Consider the following 23,498-nt stretch of genomic DNA (forward strand, 5'->3'; position numbering starts at 1 on the left):
ACAGCAATCACCCTCGCCCCCACTCCCGCGGAGGCCGATCCCGACGACACGATCGACGGCGGCACTCCCTAATCACTCCAGGAGACCGCCGATGACCACGATCAAGCTTCGCCGCGGCACCGCGGCCCAGTGGGCCGCCAGTAACCCCGTCCTCGCCGCGGGCGAACCCGGCTTGGACACCACGGCGGGACTCATGAAGGTCGGCGACGGTAGTGCCCCCTGGTCCGATCTTGAGTTCATCACCTGGACCAGCGATTCGCTCACCGACCTCTTGGCTGAGGCGGCCGGCCGGGCGTCCGTCTCGGCCCTCCTGGAGGCCCCCGAAGCACCGCCGATCTTCATTCCGCACGGCGGAAACAACCTCGGCTACGGCCCCGACTCCACCGCCGCGTGGTACGAGGCCGCCGCGTCTTACGACACCGGCCACCTTGACCACGATGTCTACTCGTTCACCGGCTGCACCACCGACCTCGCCACCCTGCACAACCCCACCATCGACGCCGCAACCACCGGCTCTGGGCCGGTCGCTGACCTGACCCCGCAGGCGTTCCGCGCCCTCAAGGTCGACGCTTCCTCGTGGTATCGCCAGGGCTGGGGTGACGCCGAGAAACTGATCACCTTCGTAGACACGCTCGTCCGCTACGGCAATCGCGTCATCCACTGGCCCGAGATCAAGAACCGCCAGTCGTCAGTGACAGACCCGGTGCTGGCGATGAAGCACGTCATCGAGCGCTTCAACCTGCGCGACTCCGTCGTAATCTGCTCGGCGCACTACGACACCTGCAAGGAGTTGGCCGCAGACGGCTACCACGTCGCGCTGGTGGCATCTAAGACGCAGGTCACCGGGCTCACTCCGGCGGGCCTCCTCGGCGACGGCATCCGGTTCCTGCACCTCCAAGCCGCCTCGTTCACCAACCACCCCGACACTGGGGTCGGCCCCGAGGCTGCCTCCGACGCCACCTTCCAGACCTTCATCAACGGTGGCGTCAAGGTCATCCCGTGGACTCTCGGGCGTCAGTCCGAGGTCAAGCGGTATCTGGACATGGGCTGCGCGGGCGCGTTCATCACCAGCCCCTACGCAGCCGGGGACCCGTCGCTGTACCGCCGCAAGACCGACCCACTCAACGCGAACCGGCAGTACGTCGCCCCGTTCCTCACCAACCAACAGGGTTCCTCTGGCTCCGCCAAGGACGACACGTACTCCGACGATTTCCGGGGCGTGTTCGGGGAGGGGCGCTACAAGTCGGTCGTCGCTGGCGGCGCGGGCGGTCAGTACGTCCTCCAGGCGTGGGCGTGCCCCCTCGCCGATGCTGGCGGCACCTACGCGATCACGGCCGAGCACATCATCGACACTCCACACTCGGACTTGTCGAGGTTGCCGATCGCCTACGGACTCTGCTGCCCCACCGACGCCCCGTTCCGCGGTGACAACAGCGCCGTGGGTTACAAGGTGTACCTACGCGGCAACGGCCAGATTCAGGGTTACCGCTACACCGGCACCGGCAACGCGTTCCTAGGGCAGGTGGCTTCCATGCCGTTGCTGACCTCGCCTCCTGTACTGTCAACGGGCCTAATCGGCGGGGCGGCGATCAGCACCCTTCCGGTGTCTGCACTCCCTGGCGCAGTCCCGGCCGGGACTCGTCTCTACTTGCCCACGACCGGCGGCGCGGGCGGGAAAGGGCAGATTGTCACGGTCTCCACAGGCGGCGCGGCGTTGGGCGCAACGAGCATCCCCATCGCTTCCGTGACGCCGACCACCGAGGTGCCCCCGGGTGCTGCGGTCCCGCAAATGGTGCCCGTTCAGGTCACCGTCACGCCCAGCACGATCACCTTCAAGCGGACCGACACCAACGAGAGCCTCGTGGCAACAGACTCGGCCTACCGCGGCGGGTACTTCTTCATCGGCAAGGAGAACGGCGGCTCGGGGAACCTCGTTACGTCCTACCGCAGCGTCACCGTCACCTGACCGTCCCGTATCTCTGCTCTTGTGCCGTTGGCTGGCGTGGAGCCGGTCCCCGACTAAGGGCGCGGGGTGTTGAAAAGCGCGGCTACGAACTCATGCCTGGGCCTTGGGTGACTCGGACCGACTAGCTGTAGGAGGGCCGGACGTTGGTGACGCCTGTCTTGAGTCGAGATGCTGGCGGTCGGCCGCCCGCGGCGCTGTGGGGTCGATGGTAGTTGTAGTGGATGTTCCAGACCTCGAGCGCTGCTGAGCGTTCGGCCTCGTTGCCGTACTCGCGGGCGTAGAGGACTTCCTCGGCCAGGATCCGCTGGTAGCGCTCGACCTTGCCGTTGTGCCGCGGCGTGTACGGGCGGGTGAACTTGTGCCGGGTCTGGGCGCCGACGATGCGGGCGAAGTCGTTCGAGCGATAACACGAGCCGTTGTCGGTGATCACGCGATGGATGTGGGTGATGCCGTGAGCGGCGAACCAGATCTTCGCGCGGGCGAGGAACGCGGCGGCGGTCTTGCCCTTCTCGTCACCGAGGGGCTCGGTGTAGGCGAGTCGGGAGAACCCGTCGACGATCGAGTGGAGGTAGACGTAGCCGGCCTTGGCGCCGGCGCCCTTCGCACGCCCTGCGGCGCGGTGTTGGTCGCTGCTGCGGCCGTGGACGCGCCAGCCGCCGCCGTCGGGGATGCGGCCGACCTTCTGCACGTCGAGGTGGACCATGTGGCCGGGCCAGCGGGCGGTGATCTTGCCGGGCTCGCGGTTCAGCTCACCGTTGGGGTCGAGGAACCGGCGGTGTCCGAGGCCGAGGCGGGTCAGGTGCCGGTCCACGGTACGGCGGTTCATCGTGATGCCCTGGGTGGCGAGCTCGTGGGTGATCCGGGAGGCGGACCACTTGTCGCACGTCGCCAGGTCTCGATCTGGGTGATCACCTCGGCGGGCGTGGCGCGGGGACTGTGGTGCGGGGTCGAGGACCGGTCGAGCAGGCCGAGGTCGCCGTAGCGGCGCCACCGATTGACCCACTTCGACGCGCACGCGCGGGAGATGCCCATCTCGGCGGCAACATGCGCGATCGGGCGGTGCTGACAGCGTTGGACGAGTCGTCGTCGCCCTTCTGGGCACAGTGGAGCATTACGGTGAGTCACAGGGCAGGTCCTTTGCTGGCTCGACACGGATGAGGTGCTTGGTCGCTTCTCATCCTTGCCGCGGAGGGCCTGCCCGTCCTGCTACCTCAACCCCACCGGCCTGTCGTCAACGTCCTGCCCCGCAACAGCTAGTGCCCGGCCCGAACGGCAGAGGTTTACCTAACTGCGTGCCACACATCCCCGCGCACGCTGCACAGGTGATTCCGAGGGCTCAGGCGGCGCGGCGGGCGAGGCGCAGGCCCAGCAGGTACATCTCGCAGCCCAGGCAGAACGCGAAGACCGCGTTCAGGAACGCCGCCGCGAACGCGAACGCGGCCGCGACCTGGCCGAGCAGGATCGCGCCGGTGGCAAACCCGATCGTGGCGACCACCGCGAAGACGAAGCCGACCGCCTGCGCGAACCGCGGCGGCGTGGGGTCCTCGAGATCGGCCGGCGGCGCCAGCCGCGGCCGGACCACCGTCCGGAAGAGCAGACCGGTCGGGGTCTTCTGCACGCCGAGGACCGCACCGATCGCGAACAGCACGGCCTGGACGCCCGTGATCACCGCCGCCGCGGTCGGCGCCGCGTCGGAGAGGGCGAGCGCGACGGCGAAGACGACGAGCGTGATCGCGGCGGTGAACCGGGGACCGCGGGGGTCGATGCCCTGACGGGCGGGGGCGAGCGGCGAGCCGGCGGGCGTGACCTGATCGGTCATCGGGTCTCCTGGGAGGCGGGAAGGGCGGCGAGCACCTGCTCGCGGCGGGGAGCGCCGGCGGCGCGGGTGAGCTCGCGCCCGGCGCCGTCGAGGATCAGGGTGGTCGGCGTGCGTCGTACGTCGAGGGCGCGGACCAGCTCGAGGTGCTTCTCGGCGTCGACCTCGAGGTGGGTGACGCCGCTTTGGTGCGCGGCGACGTCGGCCAGCACCACCCGCGTCGTACGGCACGGGGCGCAGAAGGCGCTGGAGAACTGCACGAGCGTGGCCCTCGTGCCCGGCGTGGCGTCGGGCAGCGCTGCGGCGATCCGGGACCACGGGGTGTCCTCGGGCTCGGCCGCGGGCGCGGCGAACCGGCCGTCGGTGCGACGGCGGTGCAGGCCGAAGCCGACGGCAGCGAGGAGGGCGATCCCGAGGATCAGCAGACCGGTGTTCATCTCGTCCCCTCAACGCCGACGGCGGCTCCCGGATTCCGGGAGCCGCCGTCGGTGCACATCGTGGCGATCAGATCGCGATCTGGACCTCGGCGACCGAGCCCCGCGACGCGTGCACGACGCGGTCGACCGGGTCGGCCTTGGGGGCCAGGGTGCGCAGGGTCCACTGGCCGTCGCCGGCGAAGAACCGGAAGTGGCCGGTGGCCGAGGTGGGCACCTCAGCGGTGAACTCGCCGGAGCCGTCGAGCAGCCGGACGTAGGCACCGGAGACCGGGGAGGCCTCCTCGCCCGCGCCGCGCACGACCTGGCCCTGGATGACAGCCTCCTTGGTGACGTTCACGCCCTCGAGCGAGAGGCCACCGACGACCGCGCCGCACATCAGGCGTCACCGGGCTCGTCGCCGAGCGCGATCGGAACGCCCACCAGCGAGCCGTACTCGGTCCACGAACCGTCGTAGTTCTTCACGTTCTTCTTGCCCAGCAGCTCCTGCAGCACGAACCAGGTCAGCGAGGAGCGCTCGCCGATGCGGCACAGGGCGATGGTGTCCTTGTCCTCGTCGAAGCCGACGCCGTCGTACAGCGCCTTGAGCTCGTCGTCGGACTTGAAGGTGCCATCGTCGTTGCAGTTCTTCGACCACGGGACGTTGACCGAGGTGGGGATGTGGCCACCGCGCTGCGACTGCTCCTGCGGCAGGTGGGCCGGGGCGAGCAGGCGGCCGGCGAACTCGTCGGGGCTGCGCACGTCGACCAGGTTCTGGGTGCCGATCGCGGCCACGACCTCGTCGCGGAAGGCGCGGATGGAGCGGTCCTGCTCCTGGGCGACGTACGACGTCGTCTCCCGGCTCGGGAGCGCGTCGGTCAGCTCGCGGCTGTCGAGCTCCCACTTCTTGCGGCCGCCGTCCATGAGCTTGACGTCGTTGTGGCCGTAGAGCTTGAAGTACCAGTACGCGTAGGCGGCGAACCAGTTGTTGTTGCCGCCGTAGAGCACGACGGTGTCGTCGTTGGACACACCGCGCTCGCTCAGGAGCGCCTCGAACTGCTCCTTGTTGACGAAGTCGCGACGGACCTGGTCCTGCAGGTCGGTGGTCCAGTCGAGCTTGATCGCGTTGCGGATGTGGCCCTTGTCGTAGGCCGTGGTGTCCTCGTCGACCTCGATCACGACGACGTTCGGGGTGTCGAGGTTGTCCTCGACCCACTGGGTGGAGACGAGCGAGTTCTCGCGGCTCATGGGATTCCTTCTGGTTGCTGGGTGCAGGTGGATGCAGCGGTTCGAGACGACTCGGGCCGGCGGTGCGGACCGGAGGCGGGACCAGGCGCGGGCGAGGCCCGGGCGGGAGGGTGCGTGAGCGCGGCAGCAGGCGCACGACCAGAATGGTCGGAGAACGCCGGGAGTGCCGACTCAGGCGCGAAGAGGCCCCGTCAGCAGGGTCGACACAGCGCCGAGCTGACGCGGCAGTTGTCCACCGCGCGCCGCTTGGTCAGCAGCAGAGTCGTCGCCATGGGGCCCACTCTAGGCGGGATCGGCGCGGACACGAATTCGGGGTCCGAATTCTGAGACGCGTGACCAATATATGAGATTCGCTCGTGTCGCGCGGGCAGGACTACGGGACTCGATCGATGCGTGACCTTCTTTCACTCAGATCAAGTTCAGCAACAACTCGGCACTCACACCGAACCGTTCCTAACGTCGCGCTGACAACCCGTTTGCCCCACGAGTGCTGGAGTCGTCGTGAACCTCAACCGAGCTCTGCTCAAGCTGTTGGCCCTGGCCCTGTCCTTGAGCGGCCTCACGGTCGGCTGGGCATCCACAGCCCACGCAGCGCCGGATGATCCACAACAGATGTCCGGGCTGGTCCTGGACAGCACGACGAGCGCCCCAATCGCGGGCGCCACCGTCATCGCCCGCGTCTCGTCGGAGGACGTCGTCGCGGACTCTGACGTCACGGATGGCACCGGCGCCTACACACTCACCCTGGTGCCCGGCTCCTACGACGTCACCTTCACCGCGAACGGCTACCGCACCACGACTTATGCCTTCGAGGTCGAAGAGGACACGCCGCTCGACGCGGGAGCCGTCGGGCTCGAGGCGAGAACCCCGCCAGTGAACGTGACCGGATCGGTGCGCGACGAGGCGGGTGACCCCGTCGCGGGCGTCGAGGTCGTGCTGGTCGGCCCCGAGCGCCGCACCCTCACCACCGAGGCCGACGGCACCTTCACCACGTCAGTCGAGCCCGCTTTCTACAACGTGCTGGTCAACGCCGACGGCTTCTTCGGCTACGACAACTTCTTCGACCTCGTGGACGCGGACAACCAGGTCGACATCACCCTGACCCGGATCCCGGACCCGGTCACCTTCTCGGGTTCTGTCCTCGACGCTGTGACCACGGCTGGCGTCGCCGACGCGGTGGTCCGGTTCTACGGCCCGATCAGCAGCGCCGTCACCACCGGTCCCGGCGGCACCTTCACCACAGACTTGCCCCCCGGCTACTACGAAGTCGTGATCTCCGCCGCCGGGTACGACGAGTTCACCACCGAGCTCGACCTCACCGAGCAGGAGACCGAGATCCCGGCGTTCGAGCTCCAGCCGACCGTCCCGGGGATCAAGGTCACCGTCTCCAATTCGACCCTCGGCGGCTATGCGGTCAACGCGAAGGTGTCGCTGCAGCCCGCGAACGGCGGTAGCCCCGCCGTGGTCACCACGAACCAGAAGGGGGTGGCGCTGTTCACTGACCTCGCCCCCGGTGCCTACACCGTGGCCGGCGTCGCGGACGACGTCTTCAGCTTCGCCGGTGAGCCGGTGACCGTCGACTACGTCGACGGGGTCGCGAGCGTCGAGATCAACGCCCAGGTCGACCTGAGGTGCAACCCGCCCAGTGCCGCCACCGGCCTGACGAACATGGGCTTCGAGAGCGGGTTCGACGGCTGGCACCTCGGCTACCGCACCGAGTCCGTCAACGTCACCGGCACCGACGCGTTCACCTCCCCGTGGGAGGGCAACAAGATGGCCGTGCTCGGCGTGCCGCGCGACGGCGATGGCGAACGGCAGCCGATCGGCCCGAACATCATGTGCCAGGACTTCGTGGTGGACGAGGCCAAGGAGTCCTTCGCCTTCAACATCTTCACCTACGACTACACCGGCTTCGACTCGTTCAACTTCGACGTGATCGTGTCCGACCCGGCCACCGGTGAGACGCTCGCGGCGTACGAACAGGGCGCCTTCGGCAGCGGCACCGAGCTCAAGACCTCGGGTTGGCGCGGCGTCGAGCTCGACCTCGCCGACCACCTCGGCGACACCGTCCGCCTGACGTTCCGCGCCGGCGGCACGTCCGACGACCTGTACGCGTTCTGGACCTACCTGGACTCGGCCGGTGAGCTGCCGCCCACCATCGAGACCCCGGTGAGCGCCGTCGACGCGGAGACCGGAAGCGTCACCACCGACCCCGTCACCGGCCAGGTCATGGTGTCCATGCCGTCCGGTGCCCCGTCCCCCGTCACGATCAGCCTCGCGGTCTCCTGTGCCGACGAGCAGGTACCGACCGCCGTCAACCTCCTGCTCAACGGCATCGGCCACCCCGCCAGCGACGACGACGGCAACGGCACCTACTCGGCCACCATCCCCGTCGAGCAGGTCAGCGACGGGACCCTGAGCGCCGAGTACACCTGCCCTGGGGAGACCACCGTCTCCACGGTCATCGGCCAGATCGTCCTCTACGACCCCAGCGGCACCATCACCGACAAGGAGACGGGCGAGCCGGTCGTCGGCGCCGAGGTCCGGCTCTACAAGGTCCCCGGATGGTCCGCTCAGGACGCCGACGGCCCACACCCGGTGAACTCGTGCCAGTCCAACCTGTCCAAGGAGCCCGGCACTGCCTGGAACCAGCCCGCACCGACCGACCTCGGCGAGCTCGTGAAGCCGGCCAGTCCGGAGATCTCACCGAACGTCAACCCGTTCGTCACGAACAACGCCGGGTACTACGGCTGGGACGTCGCGGCCGGCTGCTGGTACGTCCAGGTCACGGCCGATGGTTACGAGCCGCTGACCAGCCCGGTCGTGGGCGTCCCTCCCGAGGTCACCGACCTCGACCTGGAGCTCACCCCCAAGGCGGGGAGCGTGGAGAACACCGCTCCACCGGCCGTCAGCGGCGCCCCGAAGGTGGACCAGGAGCTCACCGCTGCACCGGGTGAGTGGAACACCGACGGCCTGACGTTCACCTACCAGTGGTTCCGCGGCACGGAGCCGATCACGGACGCCGACCAGGCGAGGTACACCGTCGCGCCGGCCGACGTCGCCGAGGCGATCACCGTCCGGGTCACCGCCAAGAAGGACGGATACGCCGACGGCGTCGCCACCAGCGCCGCCGTCACCGGTCAGCTCGCCGACGCTCCGACGAACACCAAGGCCCCCGCGATCAGCGGGATCGCCAAGGCCGGGGCCGAGCTCACCGCGGTCACCGGCGGTTGGAGCCTCGACGGCCTGACCTACGACGTTCAGTGGCACCGCGACGGCAACCCCATCGCCGGCGCCACCACCGCGAAGTACAAGGTCGCCAAGGCCGACGTCGGCAAGAAGCTGACCATCACCGTGGCGACCAAGCGCAACGGCTACGCCACCGCCACCGCCACCAGCGCTCCGGTCATTGCACTCGAGTCGGACAGCTGCACCTGGTCCAAGGCCTTGCTCACCAAGCTCTCCAAGGACACGACCGCAGCCAAGAAGGGTCTGGACGCCGCCAACAAGAAGGTCAAGAAGTTGGCCAAACAGCTCAAGAAGGCGAAGAAGGCCGCCAAGGCGAGCAAGGCGAAGGCGCTCGGCAAGAAGCTGAAGAAGGCCAAGCGGAGCCTCAAGAAGGCGAAGAAGACGTACACCGACACAGCCACGAAGAAGCGGGCCGCCGCATCCGGGGTGAGCAGGAATTGCTGACCCCGCTCTTCCTGAGCGCCGCCCGGTGATGGAACGGATCCACCACCGTGACCCGAGCGTGAAACCGCCGCCCGGCCCCGAAGCCGGGCGGCGGTCCGCCTGATGCCGACGAGCTGGCACCCCGTGTCGGCATGGAGACAGTCAGACCCACGCAGACCGGCGGTGAGACCGGCGGGCGTCAGCTGCCCAGCAGGCGGCGCAGGTCCTCGCGGTCGCTGTCCACCATCAGCCGCGCCAGCTCCGGGGTGCGGGTGCGGGCCTCCCAGCCCAGCGCCGCCTTCGCCTTGGACGCATCGCCGATCAGGGCGTCGACCTCGGAGGGCCGCTCGAAGGCGGTGTTGTGCTTGACGTGCTCGGCCCAGTTCAGCCCGGCGTGCGCGAACGCGGCCTCGCAGAAGTCGCGCACCGTGTAGCCGACCCCGGTGGCCAGCACGTAGTCGTCGGGCTCGTCGGCCTGCAGCATCCGCCACATGCCCTCGACGTACTCCGGGGCGAAACCCCAGTCCCGCACCGCGTCCAGGTTGCCCAGCTCGACGTGGTCGGTGATCCCGGCCTCGATCGCGGCGACGGCCTTGGTGATCTTGCGGGTCACGAAGTTCTCCCCGCGCCGCGGCGACTCGTGGTTGAACAGGATCCCGGAGACCGCGAACAGGTCGTAGGCCTCGCGGTAGTTGACCGTCACCCAGTGCGCCTGCAGCTTCGAGGCGCCGTACGGCGAGCGCGGGTGGAACACCGACTGCTCGTTCTGCGGCGGCGGGGTCAGCCCGAACATCTCCGACGTCGAGGCCTGGTAGAACCGGCACTCCAGGCCCGCGGCCCGGATCGCCTCCAGCAGGCGCAGCGTGCCGATCGCGTTGGTGGAGGCGGTGTGGTCGGGCATCTCGAAGGAGATCTTCACGTGGCTCTGCGCGCCCAGGTTGTAGACCTCGTGGGGCTCGATCTGCCGCACCAGGTTGACCAGGCTGACGCCGTCGGTGAGGTCGCCGTAGTGCAGGTGCAGCCGCTCGTTGTCGTTGAGGTGGTCGATGCGGGTGCGCGCCATCGCCGAGGAGCGCCGCACGAGGCCGTGCACGTCGTACCCCTTCTCGAGCAGCAGCTCGGCCAGGTAGGAGCCGTCCTGGCCGGTGATCCCGGTGATGAAAGCGCGCTTCATGGGCGGCAGCCTACGGCGCACCCGTCACGTTGCCCGGCCTGCTTGTGGGATTCTCCGCCGTGGGGTCCCGATCCCGCCGAGAAGCAGCAGCGGCTCAGCCGCCGGCGAACGGCGGCAGGAACTCCACGGTCTGCCCCGGCTCCACGACGACCTCGGCCGGGTCGGACGTCGACACCGGCCGGTCACCGAGCAGCACCGAGCAGATCCGCACCACCTCGGGCAGCCGGGTGCCGGCGTGCCGTTCGGTCACGGTGCGCAGCAGCTCGCCCAGCGTGAGTGGGCCGGCGACGCTGATCTCCTCCTCGGGCACCCCGGCGGCGGCGCGGGCGGCGGCCCAGTACCGCACCCGAATGACCTGTGTCTCATTCACAGTTGGCGACCTTCCCGGTTCCGTGGGTGTTTCGCTATCGTGCCCCAACGGAAAATCGGCCGGAGCTCAGTGTTGCGTTTCGGTCTCGACACGGTGCGGTTCGTCTTGGACGCCGCGCCAGTGAGGAGACCAGCATGAGCACCGTCCTACTCCTGACCAGTGCCCTGCAGCCTTCGGCCGACGTCCTGCCCGGGCTCTCGCTGCTGGGCCACCAGGTCAAGATCCTGCCCGCCGAGGGCAGCGCCCTGCTGGAGGCCCCCGAGGCCGACCTGCTGCTCGTCGACGGGCGCCACGACCTGGCCGGCTCCCGCGACCTGTGCCGGCTGATCCGCACCACCGGCACCGACGTCCCGGTCATCCTGATCGCCACCGAGGGTGGCCTCGCCGTGGTCAACCACGACTGGGGCATGGACGACGTCGTACTGCACACCTGCGGCCCCGCCGAGCTCGAGGCCCGGATCAAGCTGGCCATCGGCCGGCTCGCCGCGGCCCGCAACGCCGCCGACCCCGACGCGCACGTCATCCGCTCCGGCGAGGTCGTCGTCGACGAGGCCACCTACACCGCCAAGGTCGGCGGCCGGGTGCTCGACCTGACCTTCAAGGAGTTCGAGCTCCTCAAGTTCCTCGCCCAGCACCCCGGCCGGGTGTTCAGCCGCCAGCAGCTGCTGCAGGAGGTGTGGGGCTACGACTACTTCGGCGGCACCCGCACCGTCGACGTGCACGTACGTCGGCTGCGCGCCAAGCTCGGGCCCGAGAACGAGACGCTCATCGGCACCGTGCGCAACGTCGGCTACCGGTTCGTGCTGCCCTCGAAGGACGCCGAGAGCGACGCCGCCCGGGTCGCCGAGCGCGACGCCGTCGAGGCCTGACGCCCCCGGGCGACTGCTCGGCGTACCCGCGGCTCAGGCGGCTCAGGCGGCTCAGGTGGTGCCGGTGGTCTCGTCGCCCTTCTCGTCGAAGTCGCGGTGCGGGTGCATCAGCCGGGTGACCTCGTCGCGCAGCTGCGGGCCCAGCTCGCCCCAACCGTCCTTGTAACCGTAGACCGAGGACAGCGACCGGGCCTCGTAGTCGCCGTTGAAGATGTCCACGTCCGAGCAGGTGATGAGGCTGGGGTGCGGCACGCCGACGGCCGCGGAGACCCGGGTGAGCTCCTTGCGCACGGTGCGCAGGTAGACCGCGGCGCGTGAGGCCTTCAGGTTCGGGTCCAGGCCGCGCACCAGCCACGGGCTCTGCGTCGCCACCCCGGTGGGGCAGCGGTCGGTGTGGCACTTCTGGGCCTGGATACAGCCGATCGACAACATCACCTCACGGGCCACGTTGATCATGTCCGCACCCAGCGCGAACGCCACCACCCCGTTGTCGGGCAGCCCGAGCTTCGCGGAGCCGATGAAGGTGATGTCGTCGGTCAGCCCGGCCTCGGCGAACGTGCCGTAGACCCGGGAGAAGCCCATCCGGTACGGCAGCGCCACGGCGTCGGAGAAGATCAACGGGGCGGCGCCGGTGCCGCCCTCGCCGCCGTCGACGGTGATGAAGTCGACCCCGCGCTCGCGGGGCACCATCAGCGCGGCCAGCTCCTCCCAGAAGCCCATGTCGCCGACCGCGGACTTGATGCCGACCGGCAACCCGGTCTCGGCAGCGAGCAGCTCCACGAAGTCCAGCATCGAGTCGACGTCGCGGAAGGCGGTGTGCCGCGACGGCGAGGAACAGTCCTTGCCTTCCGGGATGCCGCGGATCTCCGCGATCTCGGGCGTCACCTTCGCCCCGGGCAGCAGACCGCCCAGGCCCGGCTTGGCGCCCTGGCTGAGCTTGATCTCGATCGCCTTCACCGGTGCGGAGGCGAGGCTCCTCTTGAGGTGGGCCAGCGAGAACGCCCCCTCCGCGTCGCGGCACCCGAAGTACGCCGTACCGATCTGGAAGATCAGGTCCCCGCCGTTGCGGTGGTACGGCGAGATGCCGCCCTCGCCGGTGTTGTGCAGGCAGCCGGCCTCCGCCGCGCCCTTGTTGATCGCCGCGATCGCGTTCGACGACAGCGACCCGAAGCTCATCGCCGACACGTTGACCACCGACGCCGGCCGGAACGCCTTCGCCCGCCCGCGCGGGCCGCCGAGGACCTTCGCGCTGGGCAGCGGCCAGTTGTGGTCCTGGTCGTCGGGCAGCGACTCGGCGAACGTGCGGTGCTTGATGTAGGCGACGCCCTGGGTGTGCTCGACGTCGGAGTCGGTGCCGAAGCCGAAGTAGCTGTTCTGCTCCTTGCTGGAGGCGTAGATCCAGGTCCGCTGGTCACGGCTGAACGGCCGCTCCTCGTCGTTGCTGGTCACGATGTACTGCCGCAGCTCCGGCCCGATCCGCTCCAGCCAGTAGCGCGCGTGCGCCACCACGGGGAAGTTCCGCTGCAACGCGTGCCGCTTCTGGGTCAGGTCCCGCACCGCGACCGCGCCCAGGGCCGCGGCCGCTCCACCGACGACGTGCCTCACTCTCATGCCCTCAGGTCTACCCCGCCGGGGCGGGCGCGACAACCGGCGGGGCTCGCCGGTGGCCGACCCCGGTCCGCTGAGGACCGCGATAGCGTCCATCACGTGGCTGACGAACTTCTTTCGGGAGAGTCCGCACTCGGCGCGATCGAGGAGGTCCGCGCCGCCTGCCTGGAGCACGACGGCGCCGACCCGCTCGACGAGGCCGCCCACCTGCGGCTCAAGCACCACGGCCTGGACGGCATCGGGGCGTGGGTGAGCGCGGGCGGGTTCGCGCTGCGCCGCGACGGTGAGGTCGACCTCGCGGTCGCGCCCGAGGCCCGCCGCGACGGGCTCGGTGGCCGGCTCGCGGAGCTGGCCTGCGCCGAGCCCGGGGAGCTGGCGGCCTGGTCGCACGGCGACCATCCCGGCGCCGCCGCCCTGGCGCGCCGGCTGGGCTTCGACCGCACCCGGGAGCTGTGGGTGATGCGCCGGCCCAGCGTCGTACCGCTGCCGGCGGCGCAGCCGCCCGAGGGCGTGTTCGTCCGCGACTTCGGCCACGGCGACACCGACGCGCTGCTCGCGGTGAACGCCGCCGCCTTCGCCGACCACCCCGAGCAGGGTGCGCTGGACCGCGCCGGGCTCGAGGAGCGGATGGCCGAGCCGTGGTTCGACCCCGCCGGCCTGCTGCTGGCGATCGATGCCGGCGAGCTGCTCGGCTTCCACTGGACCAAGCAGCACGACGCACGGACCGGCGAGGTGTACGTCGTCGGCGTCTCCCCCGCCGCGCAGGGCCGGGGCCTGGGCCGCATGCTGACCCTGGCCGGCCTGCACCACCTGGCCTCCCGCGGGGTGGAGGAGGTGCTGCTCTACGTCGAGTCCGACAACGTCGCAGCCCGCCGCCTCTACGAGGGCCTCGGATTCACCCACGCCCCGGAGGACACCCACGTCCAGTACCGTCGTGGAGAGGGTTCTTGAACAACGCCCGTAACCCCCGGCGCCCTGGATAGATTGACCCGCCATGGGCCCCGTGACCGACGGTGAGCCGGGCGCCGAGGGCCCCCGGCCCGACGCTGCGCGCGGCCGGTCGCGTGGCCGCCGCGGCCGCATGTGGCGCCGAGCCGACGATGAGTTTCCCGTCGCCGAGCCCAGCGCCGTCGAACAGGCGTACGACGACGAGGCGCCGCTCGCCGCGGCCCACGACGCGGAGTCCTGGCCTGCTCGGGACCAGGCGGCCGAGACCGAGGACGACCTGGGCGAGGACGACAGCCCAGTGGACGCTGTCTCATCGGATGCTGCTTCGTCGGCGGCCGACTGGGCGAGCGTGATCGACCGTTCGCTGAGCGCCAGCGCGCAGGCGCCGTCGCCCAGCGACGCGGACCCCGTGGACGTGGCCGCCTCGGCCGACGACCCGGAGAGCGACGTCGACGCCGCGGACGACACGACGGACCTTCTCGCCGACCTCCCCGACCCCGCGGACGTGATCGGCCGCTCGGTGCGTCCGCTCATCGGCGACCCCGTCGCGGGCGCGGTGGTCCTCTCGCCCGACGCGATCCCCGAGGCAGGTGCTCGGGACCGCGGCATCTCCGCGCGCCTGGCGAGGCTGCGTGGCTCCGAGTACGACGCGCAGCCGCCCGCACCGCGACCGGTCCCCGCCGCATCCGTGCCACCGGAGCCGGCGGAGCAGTCTGAGCCCATCGACCCGAACGACTGGGCCTCGATCATCGCCCGCGCCACCCGGCGCCCGGGTGACCCGGTGCCGGCGCCGAGCGCGCCCGCCGCACCCGACACCAGCACCGACACCAGCACCGGCGCCCCCGAAGGCGACAGCGGCGCCGACGAGCCGGCCGACGAGCCGGCCGCCGAGGCCGCCGTGCAGGCCTCGCCTCAGGTCGCGCCGACCGGGGGTGGGGGCGGCGGCGTACCGCGACCGGACCCGCTGACCGATCCGCTCTCCCCCGCCGGCACCGACGACACCGACGACACCGACCCAGTCGACGCCGACCCAGCCGATGCCGCCACCGATGCCCGCGCGGTTCAAGCGGCGAGCGATCCCGCTGCCGAGCTGACGTCCGCACCGGCGGACAGCGCCGTCCCGACGGATGCGGACCTCGAAGAGGCCGCCCCGTCCCCGTCCCGGGAGCGCACGACGGACGAGGCCGACCAGCCGGTGGCCACGGCCGCAAGCGGAGGCGGGGCCACTGAGCCGACACCGACTCCGACGCCGGCACCCGCGCCGCGGGGCCTGGCCCGGTTCCGCCGCCGTGGCGCCTCCAGCGCGACTCCCAAGCCAGGCCCACGGTCGCGGCCAGAGGCGAGCCGCGACGCCGACGGCCCCTCCAGCGCGCCGCAGCGCTCGGAGGAGGTGGTGGCCCACGCCCGCGCCGAGATCGAGGCCGAGCTGGCGACCGACGAGACGACCACCGCGACCGGTGGTGCCCAGCCCGACGTACCGGCGGAGGCGCCGGCCAACGCCGAGGTCGTGGCCGCCCTGGCCGCCAAGCTGCGCCGCGACGCCGAGCTCGCCGCCGCCCAGCAGGCCGCCGAGCGCCTGGTCGCGGAGGAGGCCGCCGAGCGGGCCCTGCAGGCACGGGCCGAGGCCGACCGGCTCGCGCAGGCCCAAGCCGAGACCGCCGAGGTCGCGCACCGCGCCCGGGCGGAGGCCGAGGAGCTCGCCCGGGCCGAGGCGGAGGCCCGCGAGGCCGCCGAGCGCGCCGCGCGCGAACGTGCCGAGCTCGCCGACGCCGAGGCTGCCCGGCGCGAGCAGGCCGAGCAGAACGCCATCGCGCAGGCCGAGCTGGCCGCCCAGGCGCACGCCGAGCGTCAAGCCGCCGAGGAGCTCGCCCGGGCTCAGGCCGAGGCGGCCCAGGCTGCGGCGGAGGCCCGGCAGGTGGCCGAGGCCGCCGCCGAGGAGCACGCCGCCACCGCCCGGCAGGCACACGAGGAGCGCGCCGCCGCCGAGGAACGTGCCCGGGTACTGGCGGAGGCCGCCGCGGCGAGCGCCGCCGAGCACGCCGAGGTGGTCCGCCGGATGCTCGAGGAGCGGGAGGCGGCCGAACGTACGTCGGCCGAGATCGCCCAGGCCCGCGCCATCGCCGAGGACGCCGCCCGGCAGCAGGCCGCGCTGGCCCAGGAGGCACATCGCGCGGCCGAGGCCGCGGAGGAACGTGCCCGCGTCCTCGCCGAGCAGGCGGCGGCCAGCGCCGAGGAGCACGGTGCGCTGGCCCGCCAAGCCGTCGACGAGCGAGCCGCGGCCGAGACCGCGGCAGCCGAGCACGCCCGGCTCGCCCAGGAGGCACACGAGGCCCGGCAGGCTGCGGAGCAGTCCGCGCTGGAGCAGGCCGAGCTGGCCCGGATCGCGTTGGAGACCGCCGAGGCTGCCGAGCGGCGGGCCGAGGAGGCCGCGGCCCGCGCCGAGGAGCAGGTCGCCGCCCGGGTCGCTGCCGATGAGTCCGCCACCGAGCAGGCCCGCCGCGCCGAGGAGGCGCACACCGCCCGCCGGGAGGCCGAGGAGGCCGCCCGAGAGCAGCTGGAGCTGGTCCGCGAGGCACAGGCCGCCGCAGCCGAGGCCCAGCACACGGCAGCGTCGATCGCCGAGCAGCACCGGGCCGCCAACGAGGCACTGGCCCTCGCCGCGGAGTTCGCCGCCGAGGCCACCCAGGCGCGGACGGAGGCGGAGACCCGTGCCGCCGCCGCCCTCGCCGAGATGGAGCAGTCCGCCGCCATGCACGCGGCAGCCGTCGAGGCGCTGCAGCGCGAGGTCGTCCAAGCCCAGGAGACCGCCCTCGAGCACGCCCGGGCCCGGGCCGAGGCCGAGGCAGCGGCCAACGCGCAGGCGCAGGCCCGGATCGAAGCGGAGGCGTTGGCCGCCGCCCAGGCGCAGGCGCGCGCCGAGGCCGAGCAGGCCGCCGCCGCGCAGGCACAGGCACGCGCCGAGGCCGAGGCGCGGGCCGCGGAGATCGCCGCCGAACGCGAGCAGGCCCTCGCCCAGGCTGAGAAGGCACGCCTCGACGCCGAGGCCAAGGCCGCCGAGCAGGCCGCCGCCCGAGCCCAGGCCGAGGCGGCCGCCGCCGAGCTCGCCGCCGAACGCGAGCGCGCGCTGGCCGAGGCCGAGCAGGTACGTCGCGACGCCGAGGCCAAGGCCGCCGAGCAGGCTGCCGAGCTGGCGGCCGCGGTGGCCGAGGCCGAGGCCCGACTCGCCGCCGAGACCGAGGCCCGCGAAGCAGCCGACCGCGCGGCGGAGGCCGACCGCATCGCTGCCGAGGAGGCCGAGCGGCTCCGCGCCGCTGAGAAGGAGTCCGCCGAGCACGTCCGACAAGCGCAGCAGCAGGCAGAGGACGAGCAGGAGCAGATCCGCACCGAGACCGAGAGCCGTACGGCGGAGCTGGCCGCTCAGATGAACAAGATCAGGGCCAGCCTCGAGGCCGCCTCGGACTCGTCCATGTCAGGGACTCTGGACGGCGTCGCGTCACTCGACGCCGGGATCGACGACCAGACCGGAACTGACCAGGCCGACCACGACCAGGCCGACAGCGCCGGCCAACCGGCCCGGCCTGACCGGGCCAGCGCGGCCGCGCCGACCAGTCTGGTAGCGCTGTGGCACAGCTCCGCCTCGCTGCCGGTGGTGACCGCGCCGCTGGCAGACCCGGTTGACGACCGGGCGGACGACCGCGCCGAGGACCGGTCGGACGACGCTGGTGAGGACAGCCCGGCCCGCATCAAGCCCGCCACCGCAGCCGACCTGCTCGCCGCCGAGGGCGACGAGCCCACCCCCGCGGACGCCGAGCAGCCGGAGCAGCCGGAGCAGCCGGACGAGTCGGACGAGTCGGACGAACAGCCCGCACCAGCCGTGCCCGAGACGGTGTCGCAGGAGCCGGGCGACGCGGTGCTCCTCGCGGACTCCCCCGCTGCGGACTCCCCCGCTGTGGACCAGCCGGAGGACCAACCGGAGGGCCCCGAGCAGACCGGCGAGACCGAAGGCGGCGCCGCCGAGGCGACCGACCAGACAGTCGACGAGCCCGCCGACGAGTCCGAGCCGGCGGACCCCCGCACCGGGATCGCCGCGGCGGTGGTCGCCGAGCTCAACCAGCCCGTCGCCAAGCCGGTGCCGTTCCACTCCAAGCGCGGCAACGACAGCCTCGCGCCGCTCGCGATCATCGCGGCGCTGGCCTGCGCGGCGGTGGTGGGCCGGATGGCGTTCCTGGGCACGCTGCGCGACGACATCGCACTCAGCGCCACGATGACGGTGCTGGCCGCCGGGCTGCTCATTTTCGCACTCCGGATGAGCAACTCGTCCCGCAGCGTGCACATCGACGAGACCGGCGTGCTGCGGGTGACGGTCGGCGACAACAGCAGCCGCTTCGACCTGACCAGCCCTAACACCAAGATCGAGCAGGCCGGCTCCCCCGGGGAGCGCAACTGGCGGCTGATGATCCTGCGCCGCAGCATGGCGCCGGTGAGCATCGACTCGCGGACCGTGGACCCGCACATGTTCCTGGAGGCACTGCGCCAGTGGCGACCGAACCTGTAGGCGACGACGTGACCAGGACGCAGCCGACCGACGGCGGGCTGGCACAGCGCTGTGCCGCGCTCGAGGACGACGTACGACGGCTGCGCGAGGAGCTCGCCGCGGCGCACGACCGGATCGCGGCGCTCGAGGCTGCCGCCGACGCGGGCACCGCCGACTCCCTCTCGCTGTTCCAGGGATCAGCTGCCGACACGGCTGCAGGGGCGGAGTCGATCGACGCAGGGCCGGGCGGCGCAGGGCTGGCCGAGGACGGCAGCGACCCGCGGATGCTGTCGCTGGTGCTGGGTGCGACCGCGGTGGTCTCGGCGATGGTCCTGCTGCTGACGGTCCTCAACGGCCGGCTGCTCACCGTCTTCGGGATCGCGGTCGCGGTGCTGACCGTCGCGCTGGCGTGGGCCGCGGTGCGGACCCGGGTGGTGCCCGTCGAGGTCGAGGTGTCGCAGGGCGTGGTCTACGTGACCAAGGGTGAGTCGTCGTACCGATTCGACCTGAAGAAGCCGGACACCCGGGTCGAGGTGAGCGGGCGACCGGGCGAGTCCGGCTGGTCGGTGCGGTTCGAGCGCCGCCACCTCGAGCCGTTCGTCATCGACGCCTCGATGGTGGACCCGCACACGTTCCTCGGCCAGCTGCGCGAGCACCGGCCCGAGCTCTAGACCCGAGCTCTAGACCCGAGCTCTAGACCCCGACCGCTAGACCCTCAGCCCTTGCCGAGCACCTCACCGAGGCGGTCGGCGGCGACGAGCACATCGGCGCGGCTGCTGCGCACCACGCCGGCCATGTTGAGGAAGCCGTGCACCTGCGTGGGGCAGCGGCGCAGCTCGACATCCACGCCGGCGGCCTCGAGGTGGCGGGCGTACTGCTCGCCCTCGTCGCGCAGCGGGTCGAAGCCCGCGGTCACCACGTAGGCCGGCGCGAGCCCGTCGGGCACCTCGACGCTGACGAGCTGCATGCGTTCGTCGTCGCGGTCCGCGGCCGTGGGCAGGTAGAGCTCGGTGACCCAGGCGATGTACTCGGCGGTGAGGTAGAAGTCCTCGGCGAACAGCCGCAGGCTCTCGGTGTCACGGGTGGCGTGGGTGGCCGGGTAGAACAACAGCTGCCAGGCCAGCGGGATGCCTGCCCGAGCGGCGGCGATCGCCACCCAGGCGGAGATCTGGCCGCCCGCGGAGTCACCGCCCACCACGATCCGGGCGGGGTCGACGCCGAGGTCGTCGGCGTGGGCGAGGACCCAGCCCAGCGCGGCCTCGGCGTCGTCGAAGGCGCCGGGGAAGGCACGCTCGGGCCCCACGCCGTACTCCACCGAGAGCACCGGCACCCCGGAGCGCTCGGCGAGCAGCCGGCACGGCGCGTCGTGGGAGTCGAGGTCGCCGTACACGAAGCCGCCGCCGTGGAAGAACAGCAGCAGCGGACCGGCGCCGGACCCGCTCGCCGCACGCGGCAGGTAGTGCCGGGCGGGCAGGCCGGCGACCTCGAGCTGCCGTACGGCGCCGATGGGCTGGTCGCCACCGACCAGGACGGCGCTGTCGCGCAGGTCGCGGCGGCCCTGCTCGAGCTCGGCGACCTCCATCCCCCGCTTGCGCAGCAACCGCTGCAGCCGCAGCAGCAGCTGCAGGTCCGGCGCCAGGGTCTGGCCGTCCAGCACCACCGGCTTCCCGGCGAGGCGACGCAGAACGGGGTCCGGCAGGCCCATCAGGGCCCGCAGGCCACGACTCTCAACGGAGGACAACAGGTTCACGCGGTCAACCTACTGAGCGGGCGAGGCCGGGCAAGGCCGGCGAGCCGCGACAGCCCCCGTTCATCCGGTCTCCGTTCACCCTGCCCACGTTCACCCTGCCCACGTTCACCTGGCGGTGTCACAATCGCGACATGACCAGTGCCCAGGCCGTCACCCCGCCCGAGGATGAGCCGACGGACGCCGTACCGGCCAGCGACGTGAGCGTCCCGGCCCCGGCCGACCGGGGTCCGGCGCCGGACGCCGCCGCGGAGCACGGCCTCGACAACGACCCGGACGCGGCGACGTCCGTCGAGACGGCGAGCGAGGAGGAGGTCGAGGCGATCGCCGCGGTCGCGGCGGTGCGCAACCGGTACCTGGACCGCGAGCTGTCGTGGCTGCGGTTCAACGAGCGCGTGCTCGAGCTGGCCGAGGACGACAGCCTGCCGCTGCTGGAGCGGGTCCGGTACCTGGCGATCTTCACCTCGAACCTGGACGAGTTCTTCATGGTGCGCGTCGCCGGGCTGAAGCGGCGCATCGCCACCGGGCTGGCCGTGCGCGCGGCGAGCGGGATGCTGCCGCTGGAGGTGCTGCAGGCGATCTGGGAGCGTGCGGGCGACCTGAGCCAGCGCCACGCGTCCGTGCTCCACGAGCAGCTGATGCCGGCGCTGCGCGAGGAGGGCATCGAGCTGGTGCGCTGGGGTGAGCTGGACCGCGACGAGCAGAAGACCTGCAAGAAGCTGTTCAAGGAGCGCATCTTCCCCGTCCTCACCCCGTTGGCCGTGGACCCGGCGCACCCGTTCCCCTACATCTCCGGGCTCTCGCTCAACCTGGCGGTCCTGGTGCGCAACCCCAAGACCGGCAAGGAGCACTTCGCCCGGGTGAAGGTGCCGCCGAACTTCGACCGGTTCGTGGCGCTGGGCAACGCCCGGTTCGTGCCGTTGGAGGACGTGATCGGCGCGCACCTGCGCCGATTGTTCCCGGGCATGGACGTGCTGGAGGTGCACACCTTCCGGGTCACCCGCAACGAGGACCTGGAGGTCGAGGAGGACGACGCGGAGAACCTGCTGGCGGCGCTGGAGAAGGAGCTGCTGCGGCGGCGCTTCGGGCCGCCGGTGCGCCTGGAGGTGGAGGAGTCGATCGCGCCGCCGGTGCTGGAGCTGCTGGTCTCCGAGCTCGGCATCTCCGAGGACGAGGTGTTCCGGCTGCCCGGTCCGCTCGACCTGCGCGGCCTGCACTCGATCGCCGACCTGCCGCGCGAGGACCTGAAGTACCCCTCCTTCGTCCCCACCACCCACCCCCGCCTCGCGGAGGTCGAGTCGGCGGCACCGGTGGACGTGTTCAAGGCGATCCGGCGCGGCGACGTGCTGGTGCACCACCCCTACGACTCGTTCGCCACCTCGGTACAGCGGTTCATCGAGCAGGCCGCGGCGGACCCGCACGTGCTGGCCATCAAGCAGACCCTCTACCGCACCTCCGGCGACTCACCGATCATCGACGCCCTCATCGACGCCGCGGAGGCCGGCAAGCAGGTGCTGGTGCTGGTCGAGATCAAGGCCCGCTTCGACGAGCAGGCCAACATCCGCTGGGCGCGGAAGCTGGAGCAGGCCGGCTGCCACGTGGTCTACGGACTGGTCGGGCTCAAGACGCACTGCAAGCTGGCCATGGTGGTCCGCGACGAGGGCGAGCACCAGGGCGGCATCCGGCGCTACACCCACATCGGCACCGGCAACTACAACCCGAAGACCTCGCGGATGTACGAGGACCTCGGGCTGCTCACCACCGACGAGACCATCGGCGAGGACGTCGCCCACCTGTTCAACAACCTCTCCGGCTGGTCGCGCAAGGCCACCTACGAGGAGCTGCTGGTCGCCCCCGACTCGGTGCGCAGCGGTCTGATCGCACAGATCCGCACCGAGATCGAGCACCACCGCGCCGGGCTGCCGGCGCGCATCCGGTTCAAGGCGAACTCGGTGGTCGACGAGCAGGTCATCGACGCGCTCTACCTGGCCTCGAACGCCGGGGTCCCCGTCGAGCTGCTCGTGCGCGGCATCTGCTCGCTGCGCCCCGGCGTCCCCGGCCTGAGCGAGAACATCACCGTGCGCTCCGTGCTCGGCCGCTTCCTCGAGCACAGCCGCGTGTTCAGCTTCGACAACGGCGGCGAGCCGGTGACCTGGATCGGCTCGGCCGACCTGATGCACCGCAACCTGGACCGCCGCGTCGAGGTGCTGGTGCGGCTGCCCGCCGCCAGCAGCGCCGAGGTGCGCGCGATGCTCGACCTGGCGTTCTCCCCCGACACCGAGGCGTGGGAGCTCTCCGCGGACGGCACGTGGACGCGCAAGCCCGGCCGCCGCCACCTCCAGGAGACGCTGATCCAGCGTCAGCGGCACCGCCGCTGAGCCGTCGTACGACGTCCCAGGCCAGGGGCGTGTGGTGGGCCACAGTGACAACGGGGGCGGTGGTTTGCGTTCCGCAGAAGGTGACCCCCTAGCATGAAGTCGTTCCACTCCGCCTCTACAGGAGTTCATGTGGGTCTGCGTCTGCGTCTACGTCCGGTCGATACCTCCTTCTACGATCTGTTCACCCAAGCCGCGCAGCACCTGGTCACCGGTGCCGAGCTCTTGGCCGAGATGTTGTCGGACTCCTCCAACAAGGAGTCGGTCGCCGAGCGCATGCGTGCCGCCGAGCACGCCGCCGACGAGACGACGCACGAGCTGATCAAGAAGGTCAACAGCACCTTCGTCACCCCGTTCGACCGCGAGGACATCTACGCGCTCGGGTCCGGCCTCGACGACGTCATGGACATGATGGACGAGGCCGTCGACCTGATCCTGCTCTACGAGGTCAAGGAGCTGCCGCCGGAGCTGACCGAACAGGTCGAGGTCCTGCAGCGCTGCGCCGAGCTCACCGCCGCCGCCATGCCGCGGCTGCAGTCCATGAAGTCGCTGGACGACTACTGGATCGAGATCAACCGCCTGGAGAACACGGGCGACCGCAACCACCGCCGCACGTTGGCCAAGCTGTTCTCCGGTGAGTTCGCCACCATCGAGGTCCTCAAGCTGAAGGACATCGTCGAGTCGCTCGAGGGCGCCATCGACGCCTTCGAGAAGGTCGCGAACACCGTGGAGCAGATCGCCGTCAAGGAAGGCTGAGT

At 71.3% G+C, this 23,498-nt stretch carries 17 protein-coding genes and 1 pseudogene; 8 read left to right on the plus strand and 10 right to left on the minus strand.

Annotation, left to right across the window (positions count from 1 at the left end; translation table 11 throughout):
* The first annotated feature begins 91 nt into the window (after positions 1-91).
* Positions 92-1,966, plus strand: a complete 1,875-nt coding sequence (locus KG111_RS15690; RefSeq protein WP_205289711.1) for a hyaluronate lyase N-terminal domain-containing protein — start codon at positions 92-94, stop codon at positions 1,964-1,966.
* 121 nt (positions 1,967-2,087) lie between these two features.
* Here the strand turns inward: KG111_RS15690 and KG111_RS15695 are convergent.
* From KG111_RS15695 to KG111_RS18605, 6 genes and pseudogenes are all read right to left on the minus strand, one after another.
* Positions 2,088-3,091 (minus strand): annotated as a pseudogene (locus KG111_RS15695) (IS481 family transposase).
* Positions 3,092-3,302: 211 nt separating this feature from the next.
* Positions 3,303-3,785 (minus strand): DUF4395 domain-containing protein, encoded by a 483-nt coding sequence (locus tag KG111_RS15700; protein ID WP_205289712.1) that lies wholly within the window; start codon positions 3,783-3,785, stop codon positions 3,303-3,305.
* Positions 3,782-4,219 (minus strand): thioredoxin family protein, encoded by a 438-nt coding sequence (locus KG111_RS15705; RefSeq protein WP_205289713.1) that lies wholly within the window; start codon positions 4,217-4,219, stop codon positions 3,782-3,784. The genes KG111_RS15700 and KG111_RS15705 overlap by 4 nt, the downstream gene beginning before the upstream one ends.
* A gap of 67 nt (positions 4,220-4,286) precedes the next feature.
* Entirely contained in the window at positions 4,287-4,595 is a 309-nt protein-coding gene (locus KG111_RS15710) for a DUF1416 domain-containing protein (protein ID WP_205289714.1), read from the minus strand.
* Entirely contained in the window at positions 4,595-5,443 is an 849-nt protein-coding gene (locus KG111_RS15715) for a sulfurtransferase (RefSeq protein WP_205289715.1), read from the minus strand. Before KG111_RS15715 ends, KG111_RS15710 begins: the two co-directional genes overlap by 1 nt.
* Positions 5,444-5,634: 191 nt before the next feature.
* Positions 5,635-5,715: a putative leader peptide gene (locus KG111_RS18605; protein ID WP_372440117.1), complete on the minus strand. Its 81-nt coding sequence runs from the start codon at positions 5,713-5,715 to the stop codon at positions 5,635-5,637.
* A gap of 340 nt (positions 5,716-6,055) precedes the next feature.
* Between KG111_RS18605 and KG111_RS15720 the strand changes: the two genes are divergently transcribed.
* The gene (locus tag KG111_RS15720) at positions 6,056-9,136 is read left to right on the plus strand and encodes a carboxypeptidase regulatory-like domain-containing protein (protein ID WP_205289716.1); all 3,081 of its coding nucleotides are present in this window, start codon (positions 6,056-6,058) and stop codon (positions 9,134-9,136) included.
* A gap of 178 nt (positions 9,137-9,314) precedes the next feature.
* Here the strand turns inward: KG111_RS15720 and gmd are convergent, their stop codons facing one another.
* Both gmd and KG111_RS15730 read right to left on the minus strand, forming a co-directional pair.
* Positions 9,315-10,289: a GDP-mannose 4,6-dehydratase gene (gene gmd / locus KG111_RS15725; protein WP_205289717.1), complete on the minus strand. Its 975-nt coding sequence runs from the start codon at positions 10,287-10,289 to the stop codon at positions 9,315-9,317.
* A gap of 94 nt (positions 10,290-10,383) precedes the next feature.
* Positions 10,384-10,659 carry a MoaD/ThiS family protein gene (locus KG111_RS15730; protein ID WP_205289718.1) on the minus strand — a complete coding sequence of 92 codons (276 nt, stop codon included), beginning with the start codon at positions 10,657-10,659 and terminating at the stop codon, positions 10,384-10,386.
* A 134-nt stretch (positions 10,660-10,793) separates the two neighbouring features.
* Here KG111_RS15730 and KG111_RS15735 point away from each other — a divergent pair, with 134 nt between their 5' ends.
* Entirely contained in the window at positions 10,794-11,528 is a 735-nt protein-coding gene (locus KG111_RS15735; RefSeq protein ID WP_205289719.1) for a response regulator transcription factor, read from the plus strand.
* A gap of 51 nt (positions 11,529-11,579) precedes the next feature.
* On the opposite strand, the gene KG111_RS15740 is transcribed toward KG111_RS15735, so the two are convergent.
* Positions 11,580-13,139: an FMN-binding glutamate synthase family protein gene (locus KG111_RS15740; protein WP_205289720.1), complete on the minus strand. Its 1,560-nt coding sequence runs from the start codon at positions 13,137-13,139 to the stop codon at positions 11,580-11,582.
* A gap of 96 nt (positions 13,140-13,235) precedes the next feature.
* On the opposite strand from KG111_RS15740, the gene mshD reads away from it, so the two are divergent.
* The 3 genes from mshD to KG111_RS15755 are packed head-to-tail and all read left to right on the plus strand — an operon-like array spanning position 13,236 to position 19,289.
* Positions 13,236-14,087, plus strand: a complete 852-nt coding sequence (gene mshD, locus KG111_RS15745; protein WP_249666170.1) for a mycothiol synthase — start codon at positions 13,236-13,238, stop codon at positions 14,085-14,087.
* 43 nt (positions 14,088-14,130) lie between these two features.
* On the plus strand, positions 14,131-18,639 hold the full coding sequence (locus KG111_RS15750) for an ICP22 family protein (RefSeq protein ID WP_205289721.1): 4,509 nt from the start codon (positions 14,131-14,133) through the stop codon (positions 18,637-18,639).
* Between the two features lie 8 nt (positions 18,640-18,647).
* Positions 18,648-19,289, plus strand: a complete 642-nt coding sequence (locus tag KG111_RS15755) for a hypothetical protein (protein ID WP_205289722.1) — start codon at positions 18,648-18,650, stop codon at positions 19,287-19,289.
* 44 nt (positions 19,290-19,333) lie between these two features.
* On the opposite strand, the gene KG111_RS15760 is transcribed toward KG111_RS15755, so the two are convergent.
* Positions 19,334-20,368, minus strand: a complete 1,035-nt coding sequence (locus KG111_RS15760; RefSeq protein WP_249666171.1) for an alpha/beta hydrolase — start codon at positions 20,366-20,368, stop codon at positions 19,334-19,336.
* Between the two features lie 131 nt (positions 20,369-20,499).
* Here KG111_RS15760 and KG111_RS15765 point away from each other — a divergent pair, with 131 nt between their 5' ends.
* Both KG111_RS15765 and KG111_RS15770 read left to right on the plus strand, forming a co-directional pair.
* The gene (locus tag KG111_RS15765) at positions 20,500-22,743 is read left to right on the plus strand and encodes an RNA degradosome polyphosphate kinase (protein WP_240195200.1); all 2,244 of its coding nucleotides are present in this window, start codon (positions 20,500-20,502) and stop codon (positions 22,741-22,743) included.
* 135 nt (positions 22,744-22,878) lie between these two features.
* The gene (locus KG111_RS15770; protein ID WP_205290033.1) at positions 22,879-23,496 is read left to right on the plus strand and encodes a DUF47 domain-containing protein; all 618 of its coding nucleotides are present in this window, start codon (positions 22,879-22,881) and stop codon (positions 23,494-23,496) included.
* Positions 23,497-23,498: the final 2 nt, after the last annotated feature.

This window comes from Nocardioides faecalis (assembly GCF_018388425.1).
Classification (GTDB): Bacteria; Actinomycetota; Actinomycetes; order Propionibacteriales; family Nocardioidaceae; genus Nocardioides; species Nocardioides faecalis.